The organism is Rhizobium ruizarguesonis, from assembly GCF_017357285.1.
GTDB classification, from domain to species: domain Bacteria; phylum Pseudomonadota; class Alphaproteobacteria; order Rhizobiales; family Rhizobiaceae; genus Rhizobium; species Rhizobium ruizarguesonis.
In genome coordinates, this window is record NZ_CP071678.1 from 2,293,674 (window position 1) to 2,315,804 (window position 22,131).

Sequence of the window (22,131 nt, forward strand, 5' to 3'; positions counted from 1 at the left end):
GTGAAATGAAGGCTGGTTCAAAGTTTTTGAACGCAGTATCGGCGGTTGCGCTGTCTGCTAGTGTTGTTGCTTCGGGCGCAGGTGCTTTGACGTTCGTTTCCGCTACGGCCGCTGAGGCCGCGGTTATCCAGCGCATCGATGTGCGCGGCGCAAGCCGCGTCGGCGCGGAAGCCGTACGGTCGAACCTTACCATCGCTCCCGGCAAGAGTTTTTCCAACAGCGATATCGATGCCTCGGTCAAGCAGCTCTACGGGACGGGTTACTTCTCCGACGTCAAGATCTCGGTCTCCGGAAGCACGCTCGTCGTCAACGTCCAGGAAGCCCAGCTCGTCAATCAGGTTGTCTTCAACGGCAACCGCAAGATCAAGGACGACAAGCTCGCGACTGTCGTCCAGACCCATGCTGCCGGCCCTTATAGCGACACCCAGATTCAGGCTGACATCCAGTCGATCAAGGACGCCTACGCGGCCACCGGTCGCAGCGAGGTCGAAGTCACGACGCAGGTGGTGCCGCTCGGCGAAGGCCGCGTCAACCTTGCCTTCGTCATCAACGAGGGTGACCGCACCAAGATCGATTCGATCAACTTCGTCGGCAATAATGCCTATAGCGCCGGCCGCCTGGCTGCCGTGATCGCCACCAAGCGTTCGAACTTCCTGTCGTTCCTGACCCGCAAGGACGTCTACAACGAAGACAAGCTCCACGCCGACGAAGAAGCGCTGCGCCAGTTCTATTACAATCGCGGCTACGCCGACATGCGCATCGTCTCTTCCGATGCCACCTTCGACGATGCGACCAACAAATATACGCTGACCTTCAACATCGAGGAAGGCCAGCGTTACGACTTCGGACCGGTGACCGTCCAGTCGACCGTCGAAGGCGTCGGCTCAGACCAGTTGCAGCCGCTCGTGCGCACCCGCGAAGGCCAGGTCTACAGCGCCAAGGAAGTGCAGAAGTCGATCGAGGCGATCTCCGATCAGGTGGCGTCTGCCGGTTATCCCTTTGCACGCGTCACGCCGCGCGGTAACCGCGACCTCAACAACGACACGATCGGTGTTGAATATCTCGTCGACCAGGGCGAGCGCGCCTATGTCGAGCGCATCGAGATCCGCGGCAACAGCCGCACGCGCGACTACGTCATCCGCCGCGAATTCGACATGAGCGAAGGCGACGCCTTCAACCAGCAGATGATCACCAAGGCCAAGCGTCGTCTCGAAGCGCTCGGTTATTTCTCCTCGGTCAACATCTCCACCCAGCCGGGCAGTTCCCCGGACCGTGTCGTGGTGGTCGTCGACGTGCAGGATCAGTCGACCGGTTCGTTCGGTATCGGCGCGGGTTATGCCGCCGGCGGCGACGGCTTGCTGCTCGAAGCATCGATCGAGGAAAAGAACTTCCTCGGCCGCGGCCAATACATCCGCATCTCGGCCGGCGGCGGCCAGGAAGGCTCGCGCGCTTACGGCGTCAGCTTCACCGAACCCTATTTCCTCGGCTACCGTCTGGCGGCAGGCTTCGACGTCAATCGCAGCGAAACGTCGAGCAATGACGACTACGATTACGAGGAAACCAGCGTCGTCCTGCGCGTCACCGCGCCGATTACCGAAGATCTGGCGACGACCTTCCGTTATAACTACAAGCAGATGAAATACGACGGCGATACCTCTGACCTGTCGGCGACCTACGCCAATCTGGTCGACGAGAGCCCGTGGACACGCTCTTCCGTCTCGCAGACGCTGACCTACAACACGCTTGACGACACCGTCCTGCCGCGTGAAGGCATCTATGCGACGGCGACGCAGGAAATTGCCGGCCTCGGCGGCGACTCGCAGTTCTACAAGATCTACGGCAAGGCCCGCTATTACCATCTGCTTGCCGACGATGCTGATATCATCGGCTCGGTCTCGGGTTCGGCTGGTTATGTCGTTCCTTTCGGAGACCATCTGAACGTCTTCGACCAGTTCACGCTGACCAACGGCGATATTCGCGGTTTCGAGAACAAGGGTATCGGCCCGCGCATCACCGGGGACCACGACGATCCGCTCGGTGGCACGACCTATTTCACGGCGTCTGCTGAAGCGACCTTCCCAATGCCGGGCTTCCCGCGTGACTTCAATCTGCGCGGCGCAGTCTTTGCCGATGCCGGCACGCTGTTTGGCAATGATGTCGAGCTTCTCGGGTCCGACCAGGCCGAGGGCACCAGCGCTTCGCTGCGTGCTTCCGTCGGTGTCGGTGTTGTCTGGCAGTCTCCCTTCGGTGCATTGCGTCTGGATTACGCGATCCCGGTCCTCAAGGAAGACTTCGACAAGACGCAGAACTTCAAGTTTGGCATCAACAACCAATTCTGATATCGGCAGTCCGGAACTGTAAGACTCAATTCCGTTCTGGAGCATTGCCGATGGAGCAAAACGTTTTTTTTCTGCCCCATGAAGGTCTGAGGCTCGCTGAGCTGGCAGAGTTTCTTGGGGCGGAGCTTGTCAATTCCGACCATGCCGATGTTATCGTCAAGTCCGTTGCCCCCATCAGTCGGGCACGGGCAGGCGATATCTGTTATATCCTGTCGCGCCGCAGCCGCGATGAACTGGCGACATGCGAAGCCTCGGCGGTGATCTGCGACAAGGCGCTCGCCGATCTCGTCCCCCAACATCTCCCGGTCATGCTGTCGTCTAATCCGCATGCGGCCTTCGCGATGGCTGGCGGCCTATTCTATCCCGCGGCACTGCGCCCGGTCGCCATTTCCGGTGAAAGTGAGATCGCGCCAAGCGCGGTGATCGATCCGAGCGCCAAGCTTGAAAAAGGTGTGATCGTCGAGCCGATGGCCGTCATCGGTGCGCATGCCGAGATCGGCGAAGGGACGCGTATTGGCGCGCAGAGCATCATCGGCCCGAATGTCAAGATTGGCCGGGATTGTTCGATTGCGGCCGGCGCGAGCATTCTCTGCGCTCTGCTCGGCAACGGCGTCATTATCCACAACGGCGCCCGCATTGGCCAGGATGGTTTCGGTTATGCGCCGGGTCCGCGCGGCATGATCAAGATCGTCCAGATTGGCCGGGTGATCATCCAGGATAATGTCGAGATCGGCGCCAACACCACGATCGACCGTGGCGCCATGGACGATACGGTGATCGGTGAAGGCACCAAGATCGACAACCAGGTACAGATCGGCCACAACGTTCAGATCGGCCGCCATTGCGCCATCGTCGCGCAGGTCGGCATTGCCGGCAGCGCGAAGATCGGCAATGGCGTGCAGATCGGCGGCCAGGTCGGCATCAAGGGGCATGTGACGATCGGCGACGGCGTGCAGATCGCCGCCCAAAGCGGTATCATGACCGATCTTGCCGCCGGCGGACAATATGGTGGTACACCTGCGCGTCCGCTGAATGACTATCTGAGAGATGTCGCGCAACAAATGTCCAAGACGAAGTTGCGCGGGAAGAAACCTGGAGGCGAGCAAAATGACTGAGGAAGCCACGACAACGCTTTCTTCGGCTGACATCATCGAGATCATGAAGCTGCTGCCGCATCGTTACCCGTTTCTCATGGTCGACAAGATCATCGAGATCGACGGCGATAACACGGCGATCGGCATCAAGAACGTCACAGTGAACGAACCACATTTCACCGGCCATTTTCCGGAATCTCCGATCATGCCCGGCGTTCTCTTGATCGAGGGCATGGCTCAGACCGCGGGTGCGATCTGTGCCAAGAAGGATGGCCAGCCCGGCAACCTCGTCTATTTCATGACCATCGAGAATGCGCGCTTCCGCAAGCCCGTCTTACCCGGCGATCGTGTTGAATTCCATGTCAGGAAGCAGAAGCAGCGTGGCAATATCTGGAAATTCCATTGCGATGCCAAGGTCGACGGCGCGCTTGTTGCCGAGGCCGATATCGGCGCGATGATCGTTCGTAAGGATCAGGCATGAGTACTATCGCCGAAAGCGCCCGCATTCATCCGATGGCTGTCGTTGAAGACGGCGCGACCATCGGTGAGGGCGTCAAGATCGGTCCGTTCTGCCATGTAGGCTCGCACGTCATCCTGCATGCGAATGTCGAGCTTTTGTCGCATGCGGTCGTGACCGGCCGCACCGTGATCGGCAAGGGCACGCGCATCTTCCCGATGGCGGTCGTCGGCGGCGATCCGCAGAGCGTGCATCACGGCGGCGAGGAGACGACGCTGACGGTCGGCGCCAACTGCACGATCCGCGAAGGCGTGACGATGAACACCGGCACGGCCGATTTTGGTGGCCAGACAATCGTCGGCGATAATAACCTCTTCCTTGCCAATTCGCATGTCGCGCACGACTGCCGGGTCGGCAATCATGTGATCATGTCGAACAACGTCATGCTCGCCGGCCATGTCGTCATCGAGGATCGCGTCATCCTGGGCGGCGGTTCGGCCGTTCACCAGTTCACCCGCGTCGGCCGTCACGCCTTCGTCGGCGGGCTCTCGGCAGTGAGTTACGACGTCATTCCCTACGGCATGCTGAACGGCAATCCCGGGCTGCTGAGCGGCCTCAACGTCGTCGGCATGACGCGCGCCGGCGTCGACCGCGCCGTCATTCACAGGGTACGTCGCGCCTATAAGTCGATCTTCGAAGGAACGGGCTCCGTCCGTGAAAACGCTGCCGCCATCCGCGAAGAATATGCCGATTGCGAGCCGGTGGTCCACATCCTCGACTTCATCGCCGCCGACAGCGACCGCGCCTTGTCCTCGCCGACCCGGGGGCAGAAGGGTTAGTCCGTGGCTTTATCAGGCGACACCGCTGCGGGCCGGCTGGCGATCATCGCCGGCGGCGGTCTTCTGCCTTCCTATGTCGCCGAAGCCGCGCGCGCGGCGGGCGAAAATCCCGTCATCGTCGCGCTGAAGGATGAAAGCGACCGGCGCTGGGAAGGTTATGACCACGCCGTCATCGCCATCGGCGATTTTGCAGCCCTTGAGGGGTTGCTCAACCGCTATGGCATCGGCCGTGTCGTCATGTCCGGCAGCGTGCGCCGCCGGCCGGAATGGCGCGAGGTGCGGCCGACGCTGCGCACTCTCATGAAGATGCCGGCCGCGATCCGCACCTTGCTGTCCGGCGGCGACGATACGGTGCTGCAGATGGTGATCCGGCTGATCGAGGGAAACGGCCGGCGTGTCGTCGGCGCCCATGAGATCGCCCCCGACCTTCTTGCCGCCGTCGGCCCGCTCGGCACGGCGATACCGGGCGAAGAAGACCGGCGCGATATCAACCGCGCGGCGGAAGCCGCCGAAATGCTCGGCCGGCTGGATGTCGGCCAGGGCGCCGTGGCCATCGGCGGGCGCATCGTCGCGCTGGAGGGGCCGGAAGGCACGGACGAGATGCTGGAGCGTGTCGCCGGTCTCAGAGCCGCCGGACGCATCTCTCCACGCCGTCGCGGCGCGCTCGTCAAGCTCTGCAAGCCTCAGCAGGATATTCGCGCAGACCTGCCGGCGATCGGCGTTTCCACGGTCCTGAATGCAAAGAAGGCGGGCCTTGCCGGCGTTGCGGTCGAGGCGGGCCGTTCGCTCGTGCTCGATCGCGCCGCCGTCCTCAAGGCCGCCGATGAGGCCGGGCTTTTCGTCTGCGGCATCGATCGCGAGCTGCCGGCATGGGGGCTTGAATGACCGGGGCGCCGCTGAAGATCGCCGTCATCGCCGGCGAGGTGTCGGGTGACCTGCTCGGCGCCGATCTGGTCGCGGCCCTGAAGCGGATCCATGCCGGACCGATCGAACTCGTCGGTGTCGGCGGTGAGGGGCTTCAGGCCCAAGGTTTGAAATCGCTGTTCGATTTTTCCGAGCTGTCGATCATGGGCATCACCCAGGTGCTGAGCCGGCTGCCAAGGCTCTATACCCTGATCCGCCAGACGACAGCGGCCATCATCGCTACCAGGCCAGATATCCTGCTCATCATCGACAGCCCGGATTTCACCCACCGAGTCGCTAAGCGTGTCCGTACCGCACTGCCCGATCTGCCTGTCGTCAATTATGTCTGTCCGAGCGTCTGGGCCTGGAAGGAATATCGCGCGACGCGCATGCTGCCCTATGTCGATCACGTGCTCGCCGTCCTGCCCTTCGAGCCGGCGACGATGCGTGCGCTCGGCGGGCCTGAGACCACTTATGTCGGCCATCGTCTGACCGCCGACCCAGCGCTGCTCGAAGCGCGGCGGCTGCGTGCCGCGCGTGCACTCGCCGGCGAAGCGGGCAGGGCGATCCTGATGCTCCCGGGATCAAGATCCTCCGAAATCGCCAAGCTCCTGCCGTTCTTCGAGGACGCGGCCAAGGAACTCGTCGCCCGCAACGGCCCGATGCGATTCCTGCTGCCGACCGTGCCGCACAACGAAGCGCTGGTGAAGGGTCTGGTTGCCGGCTGGGCCACGCCGCCGGAGGTGGCGGTCGGGCCGGCGCAGAAATGGAAGGCCTTTGCCGAAGCGGATGCAGCGATGGCAGCCTCCGGCACGGTGATCCTCGAACTCGCCCTTGCCGGCGTGCCAACAGTGTCCGTCTACAAGACGGATTGGATCATCCGCCTGCTCGCCCCGCGCATCAAGGTGTGGACGGGCGCATTGCCCAATATCATCGCCGATTATGCCGTCGTGCCGGAATATCTGAACGAGATCGTTCGCGGCGCCAGCCTGGCGCGCTGGATGGAGCGGCTGTCGGCCGACACGTTCCAACTGAAGGCGATGAACGAGGGTTACGATCTCGTCTGGCAACGCATGCAGACCGAAACGCCGCCCGGCGAGCACGCTGCCGAGATCCTTCTCGACGTCTTAAAAAAGAAAAAACCCGGTCGTTTCTGACCGGGTTTTCTTTTGGGTTCTTTTGAAGCGATCAGCGCTTCGAAACCGGGATGTAATCGCGCTTCGGTTCGCCGACATAGAGCTGGCGCGGACGGCCGATGCGCTGTTCCGGATCCTCGATCATCTCGTTCCACTGCGCGATCCAGCCGACGGTGCGGGCGAGCGCGAAGAGCACAGTGAACATGGTCGTGGGGAAGCCCAGCGCCTTCAGGGTGATTCCGGAATAGAAGTCGATGTTCGGATAGAGCTTCTTCTCGATGAAATATTCATCGGTGAGCGCGATGCGCTCCAGCTCCATCGCCACTTCAAGCAACGGATCGTCCTTGATGCCGAGTTCGCCGAGCACTTCATGCGTCGTCTTCTGCATGATCTTGGCGCGCGGATCATAGTTCTTGTAGACGCGGTGGCCGAAGCCCATCAGGCGGAACGGATCGTTCTTGTCCTTGGCGCGAGCGATATATTCCGGAATGTGGTCGACTGTGCCGATTTCGTGCAGCATGTTGAGCGCTGCTTCGTTGGCGCCGCCGTGGGCGGGGCCCCAGAGGCAGGCGATACCGGCGGCGATGCAGGCGAACGGGTTGGCGCCCGACGAACCGGCGAGACGGACGGTCGAGGTCGAAGCGTTCTGCTCGTGATCGGCATGCAGGATGAAGATGCGGTCCATGGCGCGGGCAAGCACCGGATTGACCACATATTCCTCGCAAGGCACAGCAAAGCACATGCGCAGGAAGTTCGAGGCGTAGTCGAGGTCGTTCTTCGGATAAACGAAGGGCTGGCCGATATGGTACTTGTAGGCCATTGCGGCAAGTGTCGGCATCTTGGCGATCATACGCAGGCTGGCGACCATGCGCTGGTGCGGATCGGTGATGTCTGTGGAGTCGTGATAGAAGGCCGACAGCGCGCCGACGCAGCCGCACATGACAGCCATCGGATGCGCATCGCGGCGGAAGCCGGTGAAGAAGCGGCTCATCTGCTCGTGCACCATGGTGTGGTGCGTGACGCGGTAATCGAAATCCTTCTTCTGCACGGTGGTCGGCAGCTCGCCGTAAAGCAGCAGGTAGCAGACCTCGAGGAAGTCGCCATGCTCGGCGAGCTGCTCGATCGGATAGCCGCGATGCAACAGGACACCTTCGTCGCCGTCGATGTAGGTGATCTTCGATTCACAGGATGCAGTCGAGGTGAAACCCGGATCGTAGGTGAAGGAAGCCGTGTTCTTGTAGAGGGCACCGATATCGATGACGCTCGGGCCGATCGTGCCGCTTTTGACAGCAAGGTCGACAGACTTGTCACCGATTTTTATTGTAGCGCTTTGATCCGTCATGCTGATCCTCCGAAATGGCGGTGGCGCCATAAAAGCGCCATAGGGGTTAAGCGTCCTCATCGATAGCTATATGATCGCGAGGCTAATGCCAAGTTACCGTGGCGGCATTTTGTGCATTGCGGCATCATCTTTTAGGCAGTGCAGCGATGAGCTATACGCATATCGAAGCCGATGATTCGACTGCTCTTTTGGCTCCTTCAATTTTCCCTCGCTTTTCAATCGATTATTCTTGCCGGATTTGATTGGCGGTTGCATTCTGGCTGCCTGGGCGGGTGATCTTGGGCGGCACATGCAGGAGTTGACGACAGTCGAATTGCGGCCGGAAGCAGGCGCCGGCCTTGCCGACACTGCCGGTTTTTCTCCGCCTGTTGTGGTGACGCGGCCGGCAAGGACGCAGTCGACGAGCCCCTTGCGGTACCGGCTGCCGGCGGCAGCCTCGCAATCGCTGTGTATCGGCATGCGCTTGCTGGGCGAAGAGGCGGACCATGGCCGTCTGCTGCTGGTCTCGCCGGTCTTCCTCGGCGCCGGGGCAGCCTTCTGGTTTCTGGCCGCATCGGACTTTCCGCTCGTTGCATCGCTGCTCTGCCTGTTGGTGCTGACCGTCGCGGTTCTCATCGCCAGCCGCAGCCGGGCGGCGTTGCGGGCAACGCTGCTGGCGCTTGCACTTGTGGCCTGCGGCGTGGTTTCGGCGCAGCTCGAGAGCCGGCGGGCTTCGACCGTGATCCTCGATTCCGCCGTCACGACGACGGTGACCGGCCGTGTCGAACGGCGCGAAGGCGACGGTCGCGGCCGGTGGCGCTATATTCTTGCCGTCACCGGCACGGAGGCGCCGGAGGTGAAGCGGCCGCCGGAACGCATAACCGCGATCGCCCGCGGCGCGGAGGCGCCTTTCGAAATCGGTGATATCATCACCGGCAGGGCGCGGCTGACGCCGCCGGCAGGCCCGGCACTTCCTGAGCTCAACGACTTCTGCTTCGGTGCCTATTTCGATGGCATCGGCGCCAACGGCTTCTTCTACGGGGCGCCGGAGAAGGTCGACTTGCAGGCAGGTCCGCAGGCCGCAAGATCGACGTGGGAAGCACTGCTCGAAGGGCTCTACCGGCTGCGCAGCGGCATTGGCGACCGCATAAGGTCGATCCTACCCGGCGACACCGGCGCTTTCGCCGCTGCTCTCGTGACGGACGAGCGGCGTGCCATCTCGAATGAAACGACGGAGGCGCTGCGCCAGTCCGGCCTGGCTCATATCATCGCCATCTCGGGCCTCAACATGGCGCTGTCGGCCGGCATCTTCTTCGTCGGTTTCCGGATGCTGCTCAGCCTCTTTCCCGGCGTCGCCCAGGCCTATCCGACCAAGAAGATCGCCGCCGCCGGCGCGCTGCTTGCCGTCACGGCCTATTTCCTGATCTCGGGCTTTGCGGTCTCCGCCGAACGCGCCTTCATCATGATGGCCATCATGTTGATTGCGGTCTTCTTCGACCGGCCGTCGATCAGCCTGCGCAACGTCGCGCTCTCCGCGCTTGTCATCATCGCCATTTCACCGTCCGAGGTCTTGGGTCCGAGCTTCCAGATGTCCTTTGCCGCGACGTTGGCGTTGGTATCGGGTTATCAGCTGTGGAAGGACCGGGGCATCCGCGAAAACGCCTTCCTGAAGCTGCCGGTGTTTCGGCCCATCGTTACGGTTGCGGGCTTCTTCGGCGGCGTCTTCCTGACCTCGCTGATCGGTGGGTTTTCCACCGCGCTGTTTTCGATCGAGCATTTTCATCGCTTGACCGCCTACGGCCTGCCGGCAAACCTCGCGACGATGCCGATCATCTCCTTCATCATCATGCCGGCCGGCCTGCTGGCGATGCTGCTCATGCCTTTCGGTCTGGACGTTTTGCCCTGGAAGGTCGTCGGATTCGGCCTCGATCTGGTGATCGCGGTCGCAAAGACCGTGTCCGGCTGGGGTGGCAATATCGACGTCGGCCGCTTGCCCGCCTGGTATTTCGCGGTCGCCGTCGCCGGCTTTCTGCTGTTGACGCTGCTCCGCACCCGGCTGCGCCATATCGGCACATCAATCATCGCGGTCGCAACACTCATCCTGTTGCTTCTGCCAGTTCCCCGGCCGCCGGATCTGGTAATTTCGGAGGATGGTGGTCTCGTCGCGGTCGTCGAGACGGCGGCCATGGCTTCCAACCGCGAAAGACCGCCGGATTTCATCTTCGACCAGTGGCAGAGAGCGCTGGTCCTGCCGACGCATCACCCGCCGAAGATGCTGGAGGGGCCTGCTATCCCGCCGGAGGGAGAAGACCGCCGCGTCAGGCTTTCCCGCGATCAGCAGAACGAAGCAAGGTCGGCGATGCGGGCGGCTGCAACGAGCGCTGACGCAAACCGCTTTTCTTGCGTCAAGAAGGCCTGGTGCACATCAAGGCTTGGCAATGGTCGCGTGGTTGCTGTCATCGACAATGCCGCCTATCTCGGTCCGGCCTGCGATGCGGCCGATATCGTCGTGACGTCGGTGCGCCTGCGCTTCAACAGCTGCCGCTCAGGTGCGACGCTCTTCACCGGTGAGACGCTGCGCAGGACCGGTTCCGTCGAATTACGCTTCGCCGATGCCGGCCTGGACGTCACAGCCGCATTCGATGATCTGTCGCGGCCATGGATGCGCCATCGCGCCTATGACTGGCGCAGCAACAGTTTTGCCGAATCCGGCCCGCCCAGTGTCAGTGATAGCGGCGAATGAGACCGACGAGTTTGCCTTGCACCTTGACGCGGTCCGGCCCGAAGATTCGGGTCTCGTAAGCCGGGTTGGCGGCTTCGAGCGCGATCGAGGCGCCCTTGCGGCGGAAGCGTTTGAGTGTTGCTTCCTCGTCGTCGACGAGAGCCACGACGATGTCACCGGGACTTGCGGTGCTGCCGTTGCGAATGATCACCGTGTCGCCGTCGAAGATGCCGGCGTCGATCATCGAATCGCCCTTGACCTCCAGCGCATAATGTTCACCGGAACCGAGCATGTCGGCCGGAACGACGATGTCGTGGGTATTGTTCTGGATCGCCGAGATCGGAACGCCGGCGGCGATACGGCCCATGACCGGCACGGAAACCGAGTTGCCGTTGTCGGCAACGGGTTTTGCGGCAGCGGGGGCGGCGACCGGCTGGGGCTTGCCGAGGCTGCCCTCGATGACGCTCGGCGAAAAGCCGCGCCGGGGCTGAATGCTGGGGCTGTAGGCCTCCGGAAGCTTGATGACCTCAAGCGCACGAGCACGGTTCGGTAGGCGGCGAATGAAGCCACGTTCCTCGAGCGCCGTGATCAGCCGGTGAATCCCGGACTTCGAGGCGAGGTCCAGCGCATCCTTCATTTCGTCGAAAGACGGCGGAACGCCGGATTCTTTCATGCGCTCGTGAATGAAAAGGAGAAGCTCCTGTTGTTTGCGCGTGAGCATCGACGTTGTGACCTCGTGATTGAAACAAATCCAGAACAGACACTATATGTTCCATATGTGTTCCGCAAGTAGCTAAATTTCCGTAAAACTTCGCGCCAACTCGTCGAGATTTTTATTTTCATTGGCCGGATTGGGACACAAGTCTTGCATTGAGGGTGGCGCTGTCGCAAATCTCTTGCCGTTTTGAGGAGGGATTATGATGAACACGCATTCCGCCAAACCGCATCCGCTGGATCATGTCGTGCTGCCCGTCGTCAATATTGATGTGGCGCGCGAAAGGATCGGCAAGCTCGGCTTCACCGTTGCCGCCGATGCGCGCCATCCCTTCGGAACGGAGAATGCCTGCGTCTTTTTTGCCGACAAGACCTATCTGGAGCCGCTCGGGATTGCGAGCGCCGAGGAGAGCGAGGCTTCTGCGCGGCAAGGCAATGTCTTCACCGCCCGCAACCGTGCCTTCCGCTTCCGCTGCGGCGAGGAAGGGCTTTCGGGGCTGGCTTTCGGCAGTGAGGATGCCAGCCTCGATCATCAGAACTTCGTCGGCGACGGATCGAGCGCTGGCGAAGTGCTGCAGTTCACCCGGCCGATGACGATGCCGGACGGTGCGCAGACGATTGCCGGCTTCAAACTGGCTTTCGCCGGCGACCTGCGCGCGCCTGACCTCTTCCTCTTCACCGTCGAGCGCGTCAATCCGCTGCCGGCCGACCGCGGCGCGCTGGAGACGCATGCCAATGGCGTCAGCGGCATAACCGAGATAGCGCTTTGCGCACCCGACGCCGCCGCCTTTGCTGCCTTCGTCGGCCTTGCCGTGGCGCAAGCGACAGTCGAGAAAACGAGTTTTGGCGTCAATATCGCAGCGTCGAACGCGAAAATCAGCCTGATGACGCAGGAAGGGCTGGAAGCCTATTTCGACATCGCCGTCTCATCCGGCGATCGCGGCCTGCGCGGCAGGGCAATCCTCTTTGCCGTCGCCGATCTTGCCGTGACAGAAGCGCATTTGGCTGCTAACGGGGTGACATACACGCGCAAGAACAATCGCATTGTGGTGAAGCCTGCGCCCGGGCAGGGCGCGCTCTTCGCCTTCGAGGAAACACGATGAGCACTGATACGAATTCAGAAGTCAGGATCGGCGAGGGCCAAGGCCAGGTCAGCTTTTCCAATACCGGCCGCCTGTCGCTGATTGCCGGCCCCTGCCAGATGGAGAGCCGCGACCACGCCTTCATGGTTGCCGGCACGCTGAAAGAGCTTTGTGAAAAGCTCGGCATCGGCCTCGTTTACAAGAGCTCCTTCGACAAGGCGAACCGGACCTCGCTCTCGGCTGAACGCGGTATCGGGATCGAAAAGGGCATGGAGGTCTTTGCCGACCTGAAGAAGGAATTCGGCTTTCCTGTCCTGACCGACGTTCATACCGCAGAGCAATGCGCGGAGGTGGCAAAGGTCGTCGACGTCCTGCAGATCCCGGCCTTCCTTTGCCGCCAGACCGACCTTCTCATCGCCGCCGCCAAGACCGGCCGCGTCGTCAATGTCAAGAAGGGCCAGTTCCTCGCTCCCTGGGATATGAAGAACGTCCTGAAGAAGCTCAATGCCAGCGGCAATCCGAACGTGCTGCTGTGTGAGCGCGGCGCCTCCTTCGGGTACAATACGCTGGTCTCCGACATGCGCTCGCTGCCGATCATGGCAGCGATGGGCGCCCCTGTTATCTTCGATGCGACCCATTCTGTGGCGCAGCCGGGCGGGCAGGGCGATTCTTCCGGCGGTCAGCGGGAATTCGTGGAAACGCTGGCGCGCGCAGCGGTGGCTGCCGGTATCGCCGGGGTCTTCATCGAAACCCATCAGGACCCCGACAATGCACCTTCCGACGGCCCCAACATGGTCTATCTCAAGGACATGCCGCGGCTGCTTGAAAAGCTGCTCGCCTTCGATGCGGTCGCCAAGGCTTGACGTTCAACAGCCTGACATGATCGTGCTATAGGCGAGATCCGAACACGGTTCGAAGGCTGGAAATTGCAGCATTGTAATTTGCCCGCCTTCGACTAAGACAGTTTTCGAACCGACTTATCACCCACCGAGCAGGAAGAACCCATGACTGCAATCACCGATATCATCGCCCGCGAGATTCTCGATAGCCGTGGCAACCCCACCGTCGAAGTCGATGTCTATCTCGAAGATGGCAGCATGGGCCGCGCGGCCGTTCCCTCGGGCGCCTCGACGGGCGCGCATGAGGCGGTCGAACTGCGCGACGGCGGCAAGCGCTACCTCGGCAAGGGCGTCCAAAAGGCGGTCGACGCCGCCAACACCGAGATCTTCGACGCGATCGGCGGCATTGACGCCGAAAACCAGATCCAGATCGACAACATCATGATCGAGCTGGACGGCACGCCGAACAAGTCGCGCCTCGGCGCCAACGCCATCCTCGGCGTCTCGCTCGCCGTTGCCAAGGCTGCCGCCCAGGCTTCCGGCCTGCCGCTCTACCGTTATGTCGGCGGCGCTTCCGCCAGCCTGCTGCCGGTGCCGATGATGAACATCATCAACGGCGGCGCCCACGCCGACAACCCGATCGATTTCCAGGAGTTCATGATCCTGCCGGTCGGCGCCGATACGATCGCCGAAGCCGTGCGCATGGGTTCGGAAGTCTTCCATACGCTGCGCAAGGAACTTGCCGCACAGGGCCACAACACCAATGTCGGCGACGAAGGCGGTTTCGCACCGGGCCTGAAGAGCGCGCCGGAAGCTCTCGACTTCATCATGAAGTCGGTCGAGAAAGCCGGCTACAAGCCGGGCGAGGACATCTACCTCGGCCTCGATTGCGCCTCGACGGAATTCTTCAAGGACGGCAAATACGTTCTCGAAGGGGAAGGCCGCACGCTGGAATCGGGCGCCATGGCCGAATATCTGGCCGAGCTCGCCGCCAAGTATCCGATCATCTCGATCGAGGACGGAATGGCCGAAGACGACTGGGATGGCTGGAAGACGCTGACCGACCTGGCCGGCAAGAAGACCCAGCTCGTCGGCGACGATCTCTTCGTCACCAACTCCGCCCGTCTTCGCGACGGCATCCGCATGGGTGTTGCCAACTCGATCCTCGTCAAGGTCAACCAGATCGGCTCGCTGACGGAAACCCTCGATGCCGTCAACACGGCGCACAAGGCGGCCTATACCGCCGTCATGTCCCACCGCTCCGGCGAGACCGAAGATTCGACCATCGCCGATCTCGCGGTCGCCACCAACTGCGGTCAGATCAAGACCGGCTCGCTGTCGCGTTCTGACCGTCTTGCCAAGTACAACCAGCTGATCCGCATCGAGGAAGGCCTCGGCCCGCAGGCCCAGTATGCCGGCCGCTCGATCATTCGCGGCTGATCGGATCTGATTTCCAATGGTTTGGCCCGCGCCTCTCGGCGCGGGTTTTTTATTGCGCGGTTTTTAGAGTCAACGAACGGTTAATCTCTGCGCGCTAGATTGAACGAATTGGTAATGCGTTCAAGAGCATGCGTGTATGTGGACAAAGCATCATAAGAAGAGAAAGATCGGCCGCTTCGTCATTCCGGCCATGACGGTCGCCTTCCTCTCCTATTTCGGTTATCATTGCATCCATGGCGATTACGGCCTGCGCGCGACGGAGGCGTTCGAGCATCAGCGTGTCGCGCGTGACAAAGAGCTTGCGATCTTGAAGGCGAAGCGCGAACATCTGGAAAATCAGGTCGCGCTCCTGAGTGACGGCTCGCTCGACAAGGATATGCTGGACGAAAAAGCGCGCTATCAGCTCAATATGTCGCGCGCGGACGAGATCGTCGTATTCAATCACTATTCCAATTAACTTGAAATTGGTTAATTGCTATTTCTGTATATTTATCAATAATTTAGTGCCGAATACGAGCCATGCAATTATGGCATTGCTGTGGTCATATTTCTTCCCTATGGTACGCGCCACCAAGAAACGACAAACCCATAGGGAGGGTTGAATGGCGCCGCGAAAGACCGCGACCGTTTCCAGCCGCAAAACTGCAGCAAAACCGGCAGCCAAAGCATCGAATGGCGGCCCGGTAGCCGACTTCGATCGCAATGAAGAGCTGAAGGCCTATCGCGAGATGCTGTTGATCCGCCGCTTCGAGGAGAAGGCCGGTCAGCTTTACGGCATGGGCTTCATCGGCGGCTTTTGTCACCTCTACATCGGTCAGGAAGCTGTCGTCGTCGGCATGCAGATGGCGCAGAAGGATGGCGACCAGGTCATCACCGCCTATCGCGACCACGGCCATATGCTGGCAACCGGCATGGAAGCGCGCGGCGTCATGGCGGAACTGACCGGGCGTCGCAGCGGCTATTCCCACGGCAAAGGCGGCTCGATGCACATGTTCTCGAAAGAGAAGCATTTCTACGGCGGTCACGGCATCGTCGGCGCCCAGGTCTCGCTCGGAACGGGTCTTGCCTTCGCAAACCGCTACCGCGGCAACGACAATGTCTCCATCGCCTATTTCGGCGACGGCGCTGCCAACCAGGGCCAGGTCTACGAGAGCTTCAACATGGCTGCTCTCTGGAAGCTGCCGATCGTCTATATCGTCGAGAACAACCGTTACGCCATGGGCACCTCGACCGCCCGCGCCACCGCGCAGTCGAATTACTCGCTGCGTGGATCCGGCTTCGGCATCCCCGGCATTCAGGTCGATGGCATGGACGTCCGCGCCGTCAAGGCGGCGGCCGACGAGGCGCTCGAACATTGCCGTTCCGGCAAGGGCCCGATCATTCTCGAAATGCTGACCTATCGTTATCGCGGTCACTCCATGTCCGACCCGGCGAAGTATCGCTCCAAGGACGAGGTGCAGAAGATGCGCTCCGAGCACGACCCGATCGAACAGGTCAAGGCTCGCCTCGTCGAAAAGGGCTGGGCTTCCGAAGACGATCTGAAGGCGATCGACAAGGATGTCCGCGACATCGTCGCCGACAGCGCCGACTTCGCCCAGGCCGATCCGGAGCCGGATGTATCCGAGCTCTATACCGACATTCTGCTCTAATCGGGGAGGGAACCCATGCCTATCGATATCCTCATGCCCGCCCTCTCTCCGACCATGGAAGAAGGCACACTGTCCAAATGGCTGAAGCAGGAAGGTGACAAGGTCACCTCAGGCGACGTGATCGCCGAAATCGAAACCGACAAGGCGACGATGGAAGTCGAAGCCGTCGACGAAGGCGTCATCGGCAAGCTTCTGGTTCCTGCCGGAACCGAAGGCGTCAAGGTGAACGCCAAGATCGCCGTTCTCCTGCAGGACGGTGAATCCGCATCCGACATGTCTGCGTCCGCTCCGGCTGCTGCACCGCAGGCCGCGCAGGAGGAAAAACCGGCTGCCGCAACTCCGGCATCCGCACCCGTTCCGGCCGAGCCGAAAGCCCAGGTGCAGAACGACCCCGAAATCCCGGCCGGCACCGAAATGGTGTCGACGACCGTGCGCGAAGCGCTTCGTGACGCCATGGCCGAGGAAATGCGCGCCGACGAAAACGTCTTCGTCATGGGCGAGGAAGTCGCCGAATATCAGGGCGCCTACAAGGTCACGCAGGGGCTGCTGCAGGAATTCGGCCCCCGCCGCGTCGTCGATACGCCGATCACCGAGCATGGCTTTGCCGGCGTCGGCGTCGGTGCCGCAATGGCCGGCCTTCGGCCGATCGTCGAATTCATGACCTTCAACTTCGCCATGCAGGCAATCGACCAGATCATCAACTCCGCTGCCAAGACGCTTTATATGTCAGGCGGCCAGATGGGCGCTCCGATCGTCTTCCGCGGCCCGAATGGTGCAGCGGCCCGTGTCGGCGCCCAGCACAGCCAGGATTATGCAGCCTGGTACAGCGCCATTCCCGGCCTGAAGGTCGTCATGCCCTACACGGCATCCGATGCCAAGGGCCTGCTGAAGGCTGCGATCCGCGATCCGAACCCGGTCATCTTCCTCGAAAACGAAATTCTCTACGGCCAGCATTTCGATGTGCCGAAGCTCGACAATTTCGTCCTGCCGATCGGCAAGGCGCGCATCCATCGTCCGGGCAAGGACGTCACGGTCGTCTCCTTCGGCATCGGCATGACCTATGCGATCAAGGCTGTCGCCGAACTCGAAAAGCTCGGCATCGATGTCGAACTGATCGACCTTCGCACTATCCGCCCGATGGACCTGCCGGCTGTGATCGAATCGGTGAAGAAGACCGGCCGTCTGGTGACCGTCGAGGAAGGTTATCCGCAATCATCAGTCGGCACCGAAATCGCCACCCGCGTCATGCAGCAGGCCTTCGATTATCTCGATGCGCCGATCCTGACGATCGCAGGCAAGGACGTTCCGATGCCTTACGCCGCCAATCTCGAAAAGCTCGCCCTTCCGAACGTCGGCGAAGTGGTCGATGCGGTGAAGGCTGTTTGCTACAAATAAGGGGAGGGTGTTTCGATGCCGATCAATATCACGATGCCCGCCCTCTCTCCGACCATGGAGGAAGGCAATCTTTCCAAATGGCTGGTCAAGGAAGGCGACAAGGTCAAGTCCGGCGATGTGATCGCCGAGATCGAAACCGACAAGGCGACGATGGAAGTCGAAGCCGTCGATGAAGGCACTGTCGCCAAGCTCGTCGTTGCCGCCGGCACCGAAGGCGTCAAGGTCAATGCGCTGATAGCGGTTCTCGCCGCCGATGGCGAGGATGTCTCCGCTGCCGCAAGCAGTGCGGGTTCCGCCGCTCCGGCCCCGAAAGCTGACGGTGCAGCCGCGCCGAAGGCCGAGGCTGCACCGGCTCCCGCCCAGTCTACTCCGGCTGCGGCACCTGTAACCACCGCCGCAGCCGCCTCGGTTTCATCTGATGGCAACCGCACCTTCTCTTCGCCGCTTGCCCGCAGGCTGGCCAAGGAAGCCGGTATCGACCTTTCGGCAGTTGCAGGCTCCGGCCCGCACGGCCGCGTCGTCAAGAGCGACATCGAAGCCGCCGTTGCCGGCGGTGGCGCCAAGGCTGCTGCTGCGCCCGTATCTGCGGCCGCCGCGCCGGCTCCGGCCGCCGCTGCACCGAAGGGCGCGTCCGAAGAAGCCGTGCTTAAGCTCTTCGAACCTGGTTCCTACGAGCTCGTGCCGCATGACGGCATGCGCAAGACGATCGCCAGGCGCCTGGTCGAATCCAAGCAGACGATCCCGCATTTCTACGTCAGCGTCGATTGCGAACTCGATGCGCTGCTGGCGCTGCGCGCCCAGCTGAACGATGCGGCTCCGCGCAAGGACAACGCTCCGGCCTACAAGCTCTCGGTCAACGACATGGTCATCAAGGCCATGGCGCTGGCGCTGCGCGACGTTCCGGATGCCAATGTCTCCTGGACCGACAGCAACATGGTCAAGCACAAGCACGCCGATGTCGGCGTTGCTGTCTCGATCCCCGGCGGCCTGATCACGCCGATCATCCGCAAGGCCGAGGAAAAGACCCTGTCGACGATCTCCAACGAGATGCGCGATCTCGGCAAGCGGGCCAAGGATCGCAAGCTGAAGCCTGAGGAATATCAGGGCGGCACCAGCTCGGTCTCCAACATGGGCATGATGGGCGTGAAGAACTTCGCAGCCGTCGTCAACCCGCCGCATGCGACGATCCTCGCGGTCGGTGCCGGCGAACAGCGGGTTGTCGTCAAGAAGGGCGAAATGGCAATCGCCACCGTGATGTCAGTCACGCTCTCGACCGACCATCGCTGCGTCGACGGCGCGCTCGGCGCCGAGCTGCTCCAGGCCTTCAAGGGCTACATCGAGAACCCGATGGGCATGCTTGTCTGATAGCGGCGCGGAGGCGGAAATGACCAAGACCGTTCTTTGCTATGGCGACTCGCTGACCTGGGGTTATGACGCCGAGACGATCGGCCGTCATGACTACAAGAATCGCTGGCCGAGCGTGCTTCAAGCCGCGCTCGGCAGTGAGGCGCGCGTCATCGCCGAAGGCCTGAACGGCCGCACGACCGCTTTCGACGACCACCTCGCCGATTGCGACCGCAACGGTGCGCGCATCCTGCCGACGATCCTGCAGACGCATGCGCCGCTCGACCTCGTTGTCCTTCTGCTCGGCACCAATGACATGAAGCCGGTCGTGGCGGGCTCGGCCTTTGCCGCATGCCAGGGCATCAGCCGGCTCGTGCGGCTGATCCGCAATCACGCCTGGCCCTTCGAATTCGATGGGCCGGAGATTCTGATCGTGGCGCCGCCGGCGATCCGCGCGACGGGCAATGTGCCCTTCGCCGCGTCGTTTCCGGGCGGCATCGAGGAATCGGCAAAACTTGCAACGCTTTATCGTGATCTTGCCGACGAACTCGGTTGTGGCTTCTTCGACGGCAATTCCGTCGCCAAGACCACACCGATCGATGGCATTCACCTCGATGCGGAGAATACGCGTGCGCTCGGCCGCGGGCTGGAATCGATCGTGCGGATGATGCTGGGGATCTGACCATGACCTCCTTCATCGCCCTCCGGCAGGCCTCACGGCGGGATGCCTCGGAGCTGGCGATTCTGGCGGATATCGCATCGCGCGGTTTTGCCACCTGGCTCTGGTTTGCCGATGTGGAAAACGGCGTCAGCGACACGCCGCTGGAGCGGGGCCGGCTGAAGATGAGCGAGGACGAAGCTGTCGGCAGCTGGCGGAATGCCGTCATTGCCGAGGCCTATGGCGAGGTCGCGGGTGTGGCGATCGGCCATGCGCTGGATGAGGGGATAGGCGATATCGAAGCGACGATTCCGGCGACCGCACCGATGCTCGCCTTGCAGAAAACGGTTGTGGGAAGCTGGTTCATCGGCAGTCTCGGCGTCTATCGCCATCTGCGCGGCATCGGCATCGGACGCAGGCTGCTGGACGATCAGATCGAAAGGGCCGATCGGCGGCCCGTCAGCCTGATCACCGCAAGCGACAACGAAGCGGCTTTGTCGCTTTATGGAAAAAACGGATTCCTGGAGGCTGCGCGCGCCGATGCCGTGCCGCTCTTCGAAAACAGCAAGAGACACGCGTGGGTGCTCATGACCCGCAGCGCAGCGTAACAAAGGCAGGAAACACATGGCTGAATCCTACGACGTCATCATCATCGGCTCCGGTCCCGGCGGCTATGTCGCCGCCATCCGCGCCAGCCAGCTCGGTCTTAAGACCGCGATCGTCGAGCGCGAGCATATGGGAGGCATCTGCCTGAACTGGGGCTGCATCCCGACCAAGGCGCTGCTGCGCTCGGCCGAGGTGCTCGACCACGCCAATCACTTCAAGGATTACGGCCTCGTTCTCGAAGGCACGGTCAAGCCGGATGCCAAAGCCGTCGTCGGCCGCTCGCGCGCCGTCTCCGCCCGCCTGAATGCCGGCGTCGGCTTCCTGATGAAGAAGAACAAGATCGACATCATCTGGGGCGAAGCGAAGATCACCAAGGCTTCGACCGGGACCCAGGCGGGCGAGATCGTCGTCGGCAAGTCGTCGAAGCCGGTCGTCGAGCCGCAGCATCCGCTGCCGAAGAACGTCAAGAGCGGCGAGGGCACTTATACCGCCAAACACATCATCATCGCTACCGGCGCCCGCCCGCGCGCGCTGCCCGGCATCGAGCCGGATGGCAAGCTGATCTGGACCTATTTCGAGGCGCTGAAGCCGGACGTGCTGCCGAAGTCGCTGATCGTCATGGGTTCCGGCGCGATCGGCATCGAATTCGCCAGCTTCTATCGCTCGATGGGCGTCGATGTGACCGTCGTCGAAGTCATGCCGACCATCATGCCGGTCGAGGATGCCGAGATAACGGCGATCGCCCGCAAGCAGCTTGAAAAGCGCGGCCTCAAGATCTTCACCAGCGCCAAGGTCTCGAAGGTCGACAAGGCCACGAACAGCGTTACCGCCCATGTCGAGACGGCCGATGGCAAGGTGCAGCAGATCACTGCCGACCGGCTGATTTCGGCCGTCGGTGTTCAGGGCAATATCGAAAACCTCGGTCTCGAGGCGCTCGGCGTCAAGACCGACCGCGGCTGCGTCGTCATCGACGGCTACGGCAAGACCAATGTCGCCGGCATCTATGCGATCGGCGATGTCGCCGGCCCACCGATGCTGGCGCACAAGGCAGAGCATGAGGGCGTCGTCTGCGTCGAAAAGATCGCCGGCCTCCCGAACGTTCATCCCACAGACAAGGGCAAGGTCCCGGGCTGCACCTATTGCAATCCGCAGGTCGCCTCCGTCGGCATCACCGAAGCCAAAGCCAAGGAGCAGGGCCGCGACATCCGCGTCGGTCGCTTCTCCTTCGCGGCAAACGGCAAGGCGATCGCGCTCGGCGAAGACCAGGGCATGGTGAAGGTGATCTTCGACAAGAAGACCGGCGAGCTCCTCGGCGCCCACATGGTCGGCGCCGAAGTCACCGAACTCATCCAGGGCTTCGTCGTCGCGATGAACCTCGAAACGACCGAGGAAGAGCTGATGCACACGATCTTCCCGCATCCCACCGTGTCCGAAACGATGAAGGAAGCGGTGCTAGATGCCTACGGCCGTGTGCTGAACGCTTGAGAATTTCCGAAGCTGCCCTTTATCCCGGGGTGGAGAATCCATCCCCTCGGGGTGGGCCATCCCCCGGAGTGTAAAGCCATTCCGCTGGGGTGGAAAAAACGAAAGGAA

19 protein-coding genes are annotated in these 22,131 nt (G+C 61.8%); 17 read left to right on the forward strand and 2 right to left on the reverse strand.

Annotated features, from left to right (window positions below; translation table 11 throughout):
- Nucleotides 1-5: 5 nt before the first annotated feature.
- Genes bamA through lpxB form a run of 6 tightly spaced genes read left to right on the forward strand, consistent with a single transcriptional unit; the run spans nucleotide 6 to nucleotide 6,789 of the window.
- The gene (gene bamA / locus J3P73_RS11445; RefSeq protein ID WP_130693074.1) at nucleotides 6-2,339 is read left to right on the forward strand and encodes an outer membrane protein assembly factor BamA; all 2,334 of its coding nucleotides are present in this window, start codon (nucleotides 6-8) and stop codon (nucleotides 2,337-2,339) included.
- A 50-nt stretch (nucleotides 2,340-2,389) separates the two neighbouring features.
- Nucleotides 2,390-3,454, forward strand: coding sequence for a UDP-3-O-(3-hydroxymyristoyl)glucosamine N-acyltransferase (gene lpxD, locus J3P73_RS11450; RefSeq protein ID WP_024320705.1), 1,065 nt, complete (start codon nucleotides 2,390-2,392; stop codon nucleotides 3,452-3,454).
- Nucleotides 3,447-3,914: a 3-hydroxyacyl-ACP dehydratase FabZ gene (gene fabZ / locus J3P73_RS11455; protein ID WP_018484702.1), complete on the forward strand. Its 468-nt coding sequence runs from the start codon at nucleotides 3,447-3,449 to the stop codon at nucleotides 3,912-3,914. The genes lpxD and fabZ overlap by 8 nt, the downstream gene beginning before the upstream one ends.
- A complete protein-coding gene (gene lpxA / locus J3P73_RS11460) occupies nucleotides 3,911-4,729 on the forward strand; it encodes an acyl-ACP--UDP-N-acetylglucosamine O-acyltransferase (protein WP_018073467.1) in 819 nt (272 codons plus the stop codon). The genes fabZ and lpxA overlap by 4 nt, the downstream gene beginning before the upstream one ends.
- A 3-nt stretch (nucleotides 4,730-4,732) precedes the next feature.
- Entirely contained in the window at nucleotides 4,733-5,614 is an 882-nt protein-coding gene (locus J3P73_RS11465) for an LpxI family protein (protein WP_018073468.1), read from the forward strand.
- Entirely contained in the window at nucleotides 5,611-6,789 is a 1,179-nt protein-coding gene (gene lpxB, locus J3P73_RS11470; protein WP_130689600.1) for a lipid-A-disaccharide synthase, read from the forward strand. Before J3P73_RS11465 ends, lpxB begins: the two co-directional genes overlap by 4 nt.
- A gap of 31 nt (nucleotides 6,790-6,820) precedes the next feature.
- Here lpxB and gltA read toward each other — a convergent pair whose 3' ends face one another.
- Complete coding sequence (gene gltA / locus J3P73_RS11475) at nucleotides 6,821-8,110, reverse strand: citrate synthase (RefSeq protein ID WP_018073470.1); 1,290 nt, start codon at nucleotides 8,108-8,110, stop codon at nucleotides 6,821-6,823.
- Between the two features lie 289 nt (nucleotides 8,111-8,399).
- Here gltA and J3P73_RS11480 point away from each other — a divergent pair, with 289 nt between their 5' ends.
- Nucleotides 8,400-10,832, forward strand: a complete 2,433-nt coding sequence (locus tag J3P73_RS11480; protein WP_130693075.1) for a ComEC/Rec2 family competence protein — start codon at nucleotides 8,400-8,402, stop codon at nucleotides 10,830-10,832.
- Here J3P73_RS11480 and lexA read toward each other — a convergent pair.
- Nucleotides 10,813-11,532, reverse strand: a complete 720-nt coding sequence (lexA, locus tag J3P73_RS11485) for a transcriptional repressor LexA (RefSeq protein ID WP_018484707.1) — start codon at nucleotides 11,530-11,532, stop codon at nucleotides 10,813-10,815. The genes J3P73_RS11480 and lexA overlap by 20 nt on opposite strands.
- A gap of 199 nt (nucleotides 11,533-11,731) precedes the next feature.
- Here lexA and J3P73_RS11490 point away from each other — a divergent pair, with 199 nt between their 5' ends.
- The 10 genes from J3P73_RS11490 to lpdA all read left to right on the forward strand — a co-directional run bounded on the left by J3P73_RS11490 (nucleotide 11,732) and on the right by lpdA (nucleotide 22,023).
- The gene (locus tag J3P73_RS11490; protein WP_130691677.1) at nucleotides 11,732-12,628 is read left to right on the forward strand and encodes a VOC family protein; all 897 of its coding nucleotides are present in this window, start codon (nucleotides 11,732-11,734) and stop codon (nucleotides 12,626-12,628) included.
- The gene (gene kdsA / locus J3P73_RS11495) at nucleotides 12,625-13,470 is read left to right on the forward strand and encodes a 3-deoxy-8-phosphooctulonate synthase (RefSeq protein WP_130691679.1); all 846 of its coding nucleotides are present in this window, start codon (nucleotides 12,625-12,627) and stop codon (nucleotides 13,468-13,470) included. The genes J3P73_RS11490 and kdsA overlap by 4 nt, the downstream gene beginning before the upstream one ends.
- Nucleotides 13,471-13,611: 141 nt before the next feature.
- Nucleotides 13,612-14,886 carry a phosphopyruvate hydratase gene (eno, locus tag J3P73_RS11500; protein ID WP_003559096.1) on the forward strand — a complete coding sequence of 425 codons (1,275 nt, stop codon included), beginning with the start codon at nucleotides 13,612-13,614 and terminating at the stop codon, nucleotides 14,884-14,886.
- A 136-nt stretch (nucleotides 14,887-15,022) separates the two neighbouring features.
- The gene (locus J3P73_RS11505; protein WP_018073475.1) at nucleotides 15,023-15,343 is read left to right on the forward strand and encodes an FtsB family cell division protein; all 321 of its coding nucleotides are present in this window, start codon (nucleotides 15,023-15,025) and stop codon (nucleotides 15,341-15,343) included.
- A gap of 145 nt (nucleotides 15,344-15,488) precedes the next feature.
- Entirely contained in the window at nucleotides 15,489-16,535 is a 1,047-nt protein-coding gene (pdhA, locus tag J3P73_RS11510; protein WP_062943634.1) for a pyruvate dehydrogenase (acetyl-transferring) E1 component subunit alpha, read from the forward strand.
- A gap of 15 nt (nucleotides 16,536-16,550) precedes the next feature.
- Nucleotides 16,551-17,930, forward strand: coding sequence for a pyruvate dehydrogenase complex E1 component subunit beta (locus tag J3P73_RS11515; RefSeq protein WP_130691681.1), 1,380 nt, complete (start codon nucleotides 16,551-16,553; stop codon nucleotides 17,928-17,930).
- Nucleotides 17,931-17,945: 15 nt separating this feature from the next.
- A complete protein-coding gene (locus J3P73_RS11520; protein WP_018073478.1) occupies nucleotides 17,946-19,295 on the forward strand; it encodes a pyruvate dehydrogenase complex dihydrolipoamide acetyltransferase in 1,350 nt (449 codons plus the stop codon).
- Between the two features lie 19 nt (nucleotides 19,296-19,314).
- On the forward strand, nucleotides 19,315-19,956 hold the full coding sequence (locus J3P73_RS11525) for an SGNH/GDSL hydrolase family protein (protein WP_012757330.1): 642 nt from the start codon (nucleotides 19,315-19,317) through the stop codon (nucleotides 19,954-19,956).
- A 2-nt stretch (nucleotides 19,957-19,958) separates the two neighbouring features.
- The gene (locus J3P73_RS11530; RefSeq protein ID WP_018073479.1) at nucleotides 19,959-20,540 is read left to right on the forward strand and encodes a GNAT family N-acetyltransferase; all 582 of its coding nucleotides are present in this window, start codon (nucleotides 19,959-19,961) and stop codon (nucleotides 20,538-20,540) included.
- 16 nt (nucleotides 20,541-20,556) lie between these two features.
- Entirely contained in the window at nucleotides 20,557-22,023 is a 1,467-nt protein-coding gene (lpdA, locus tag J3P73_RS11535; protein WP_024320713.1) for a dihydrolipoyl dehydrogenase, read from the forward strand.
- Nucleotides 22,024-22,131 lie beyond the last annotated feature (108 nt).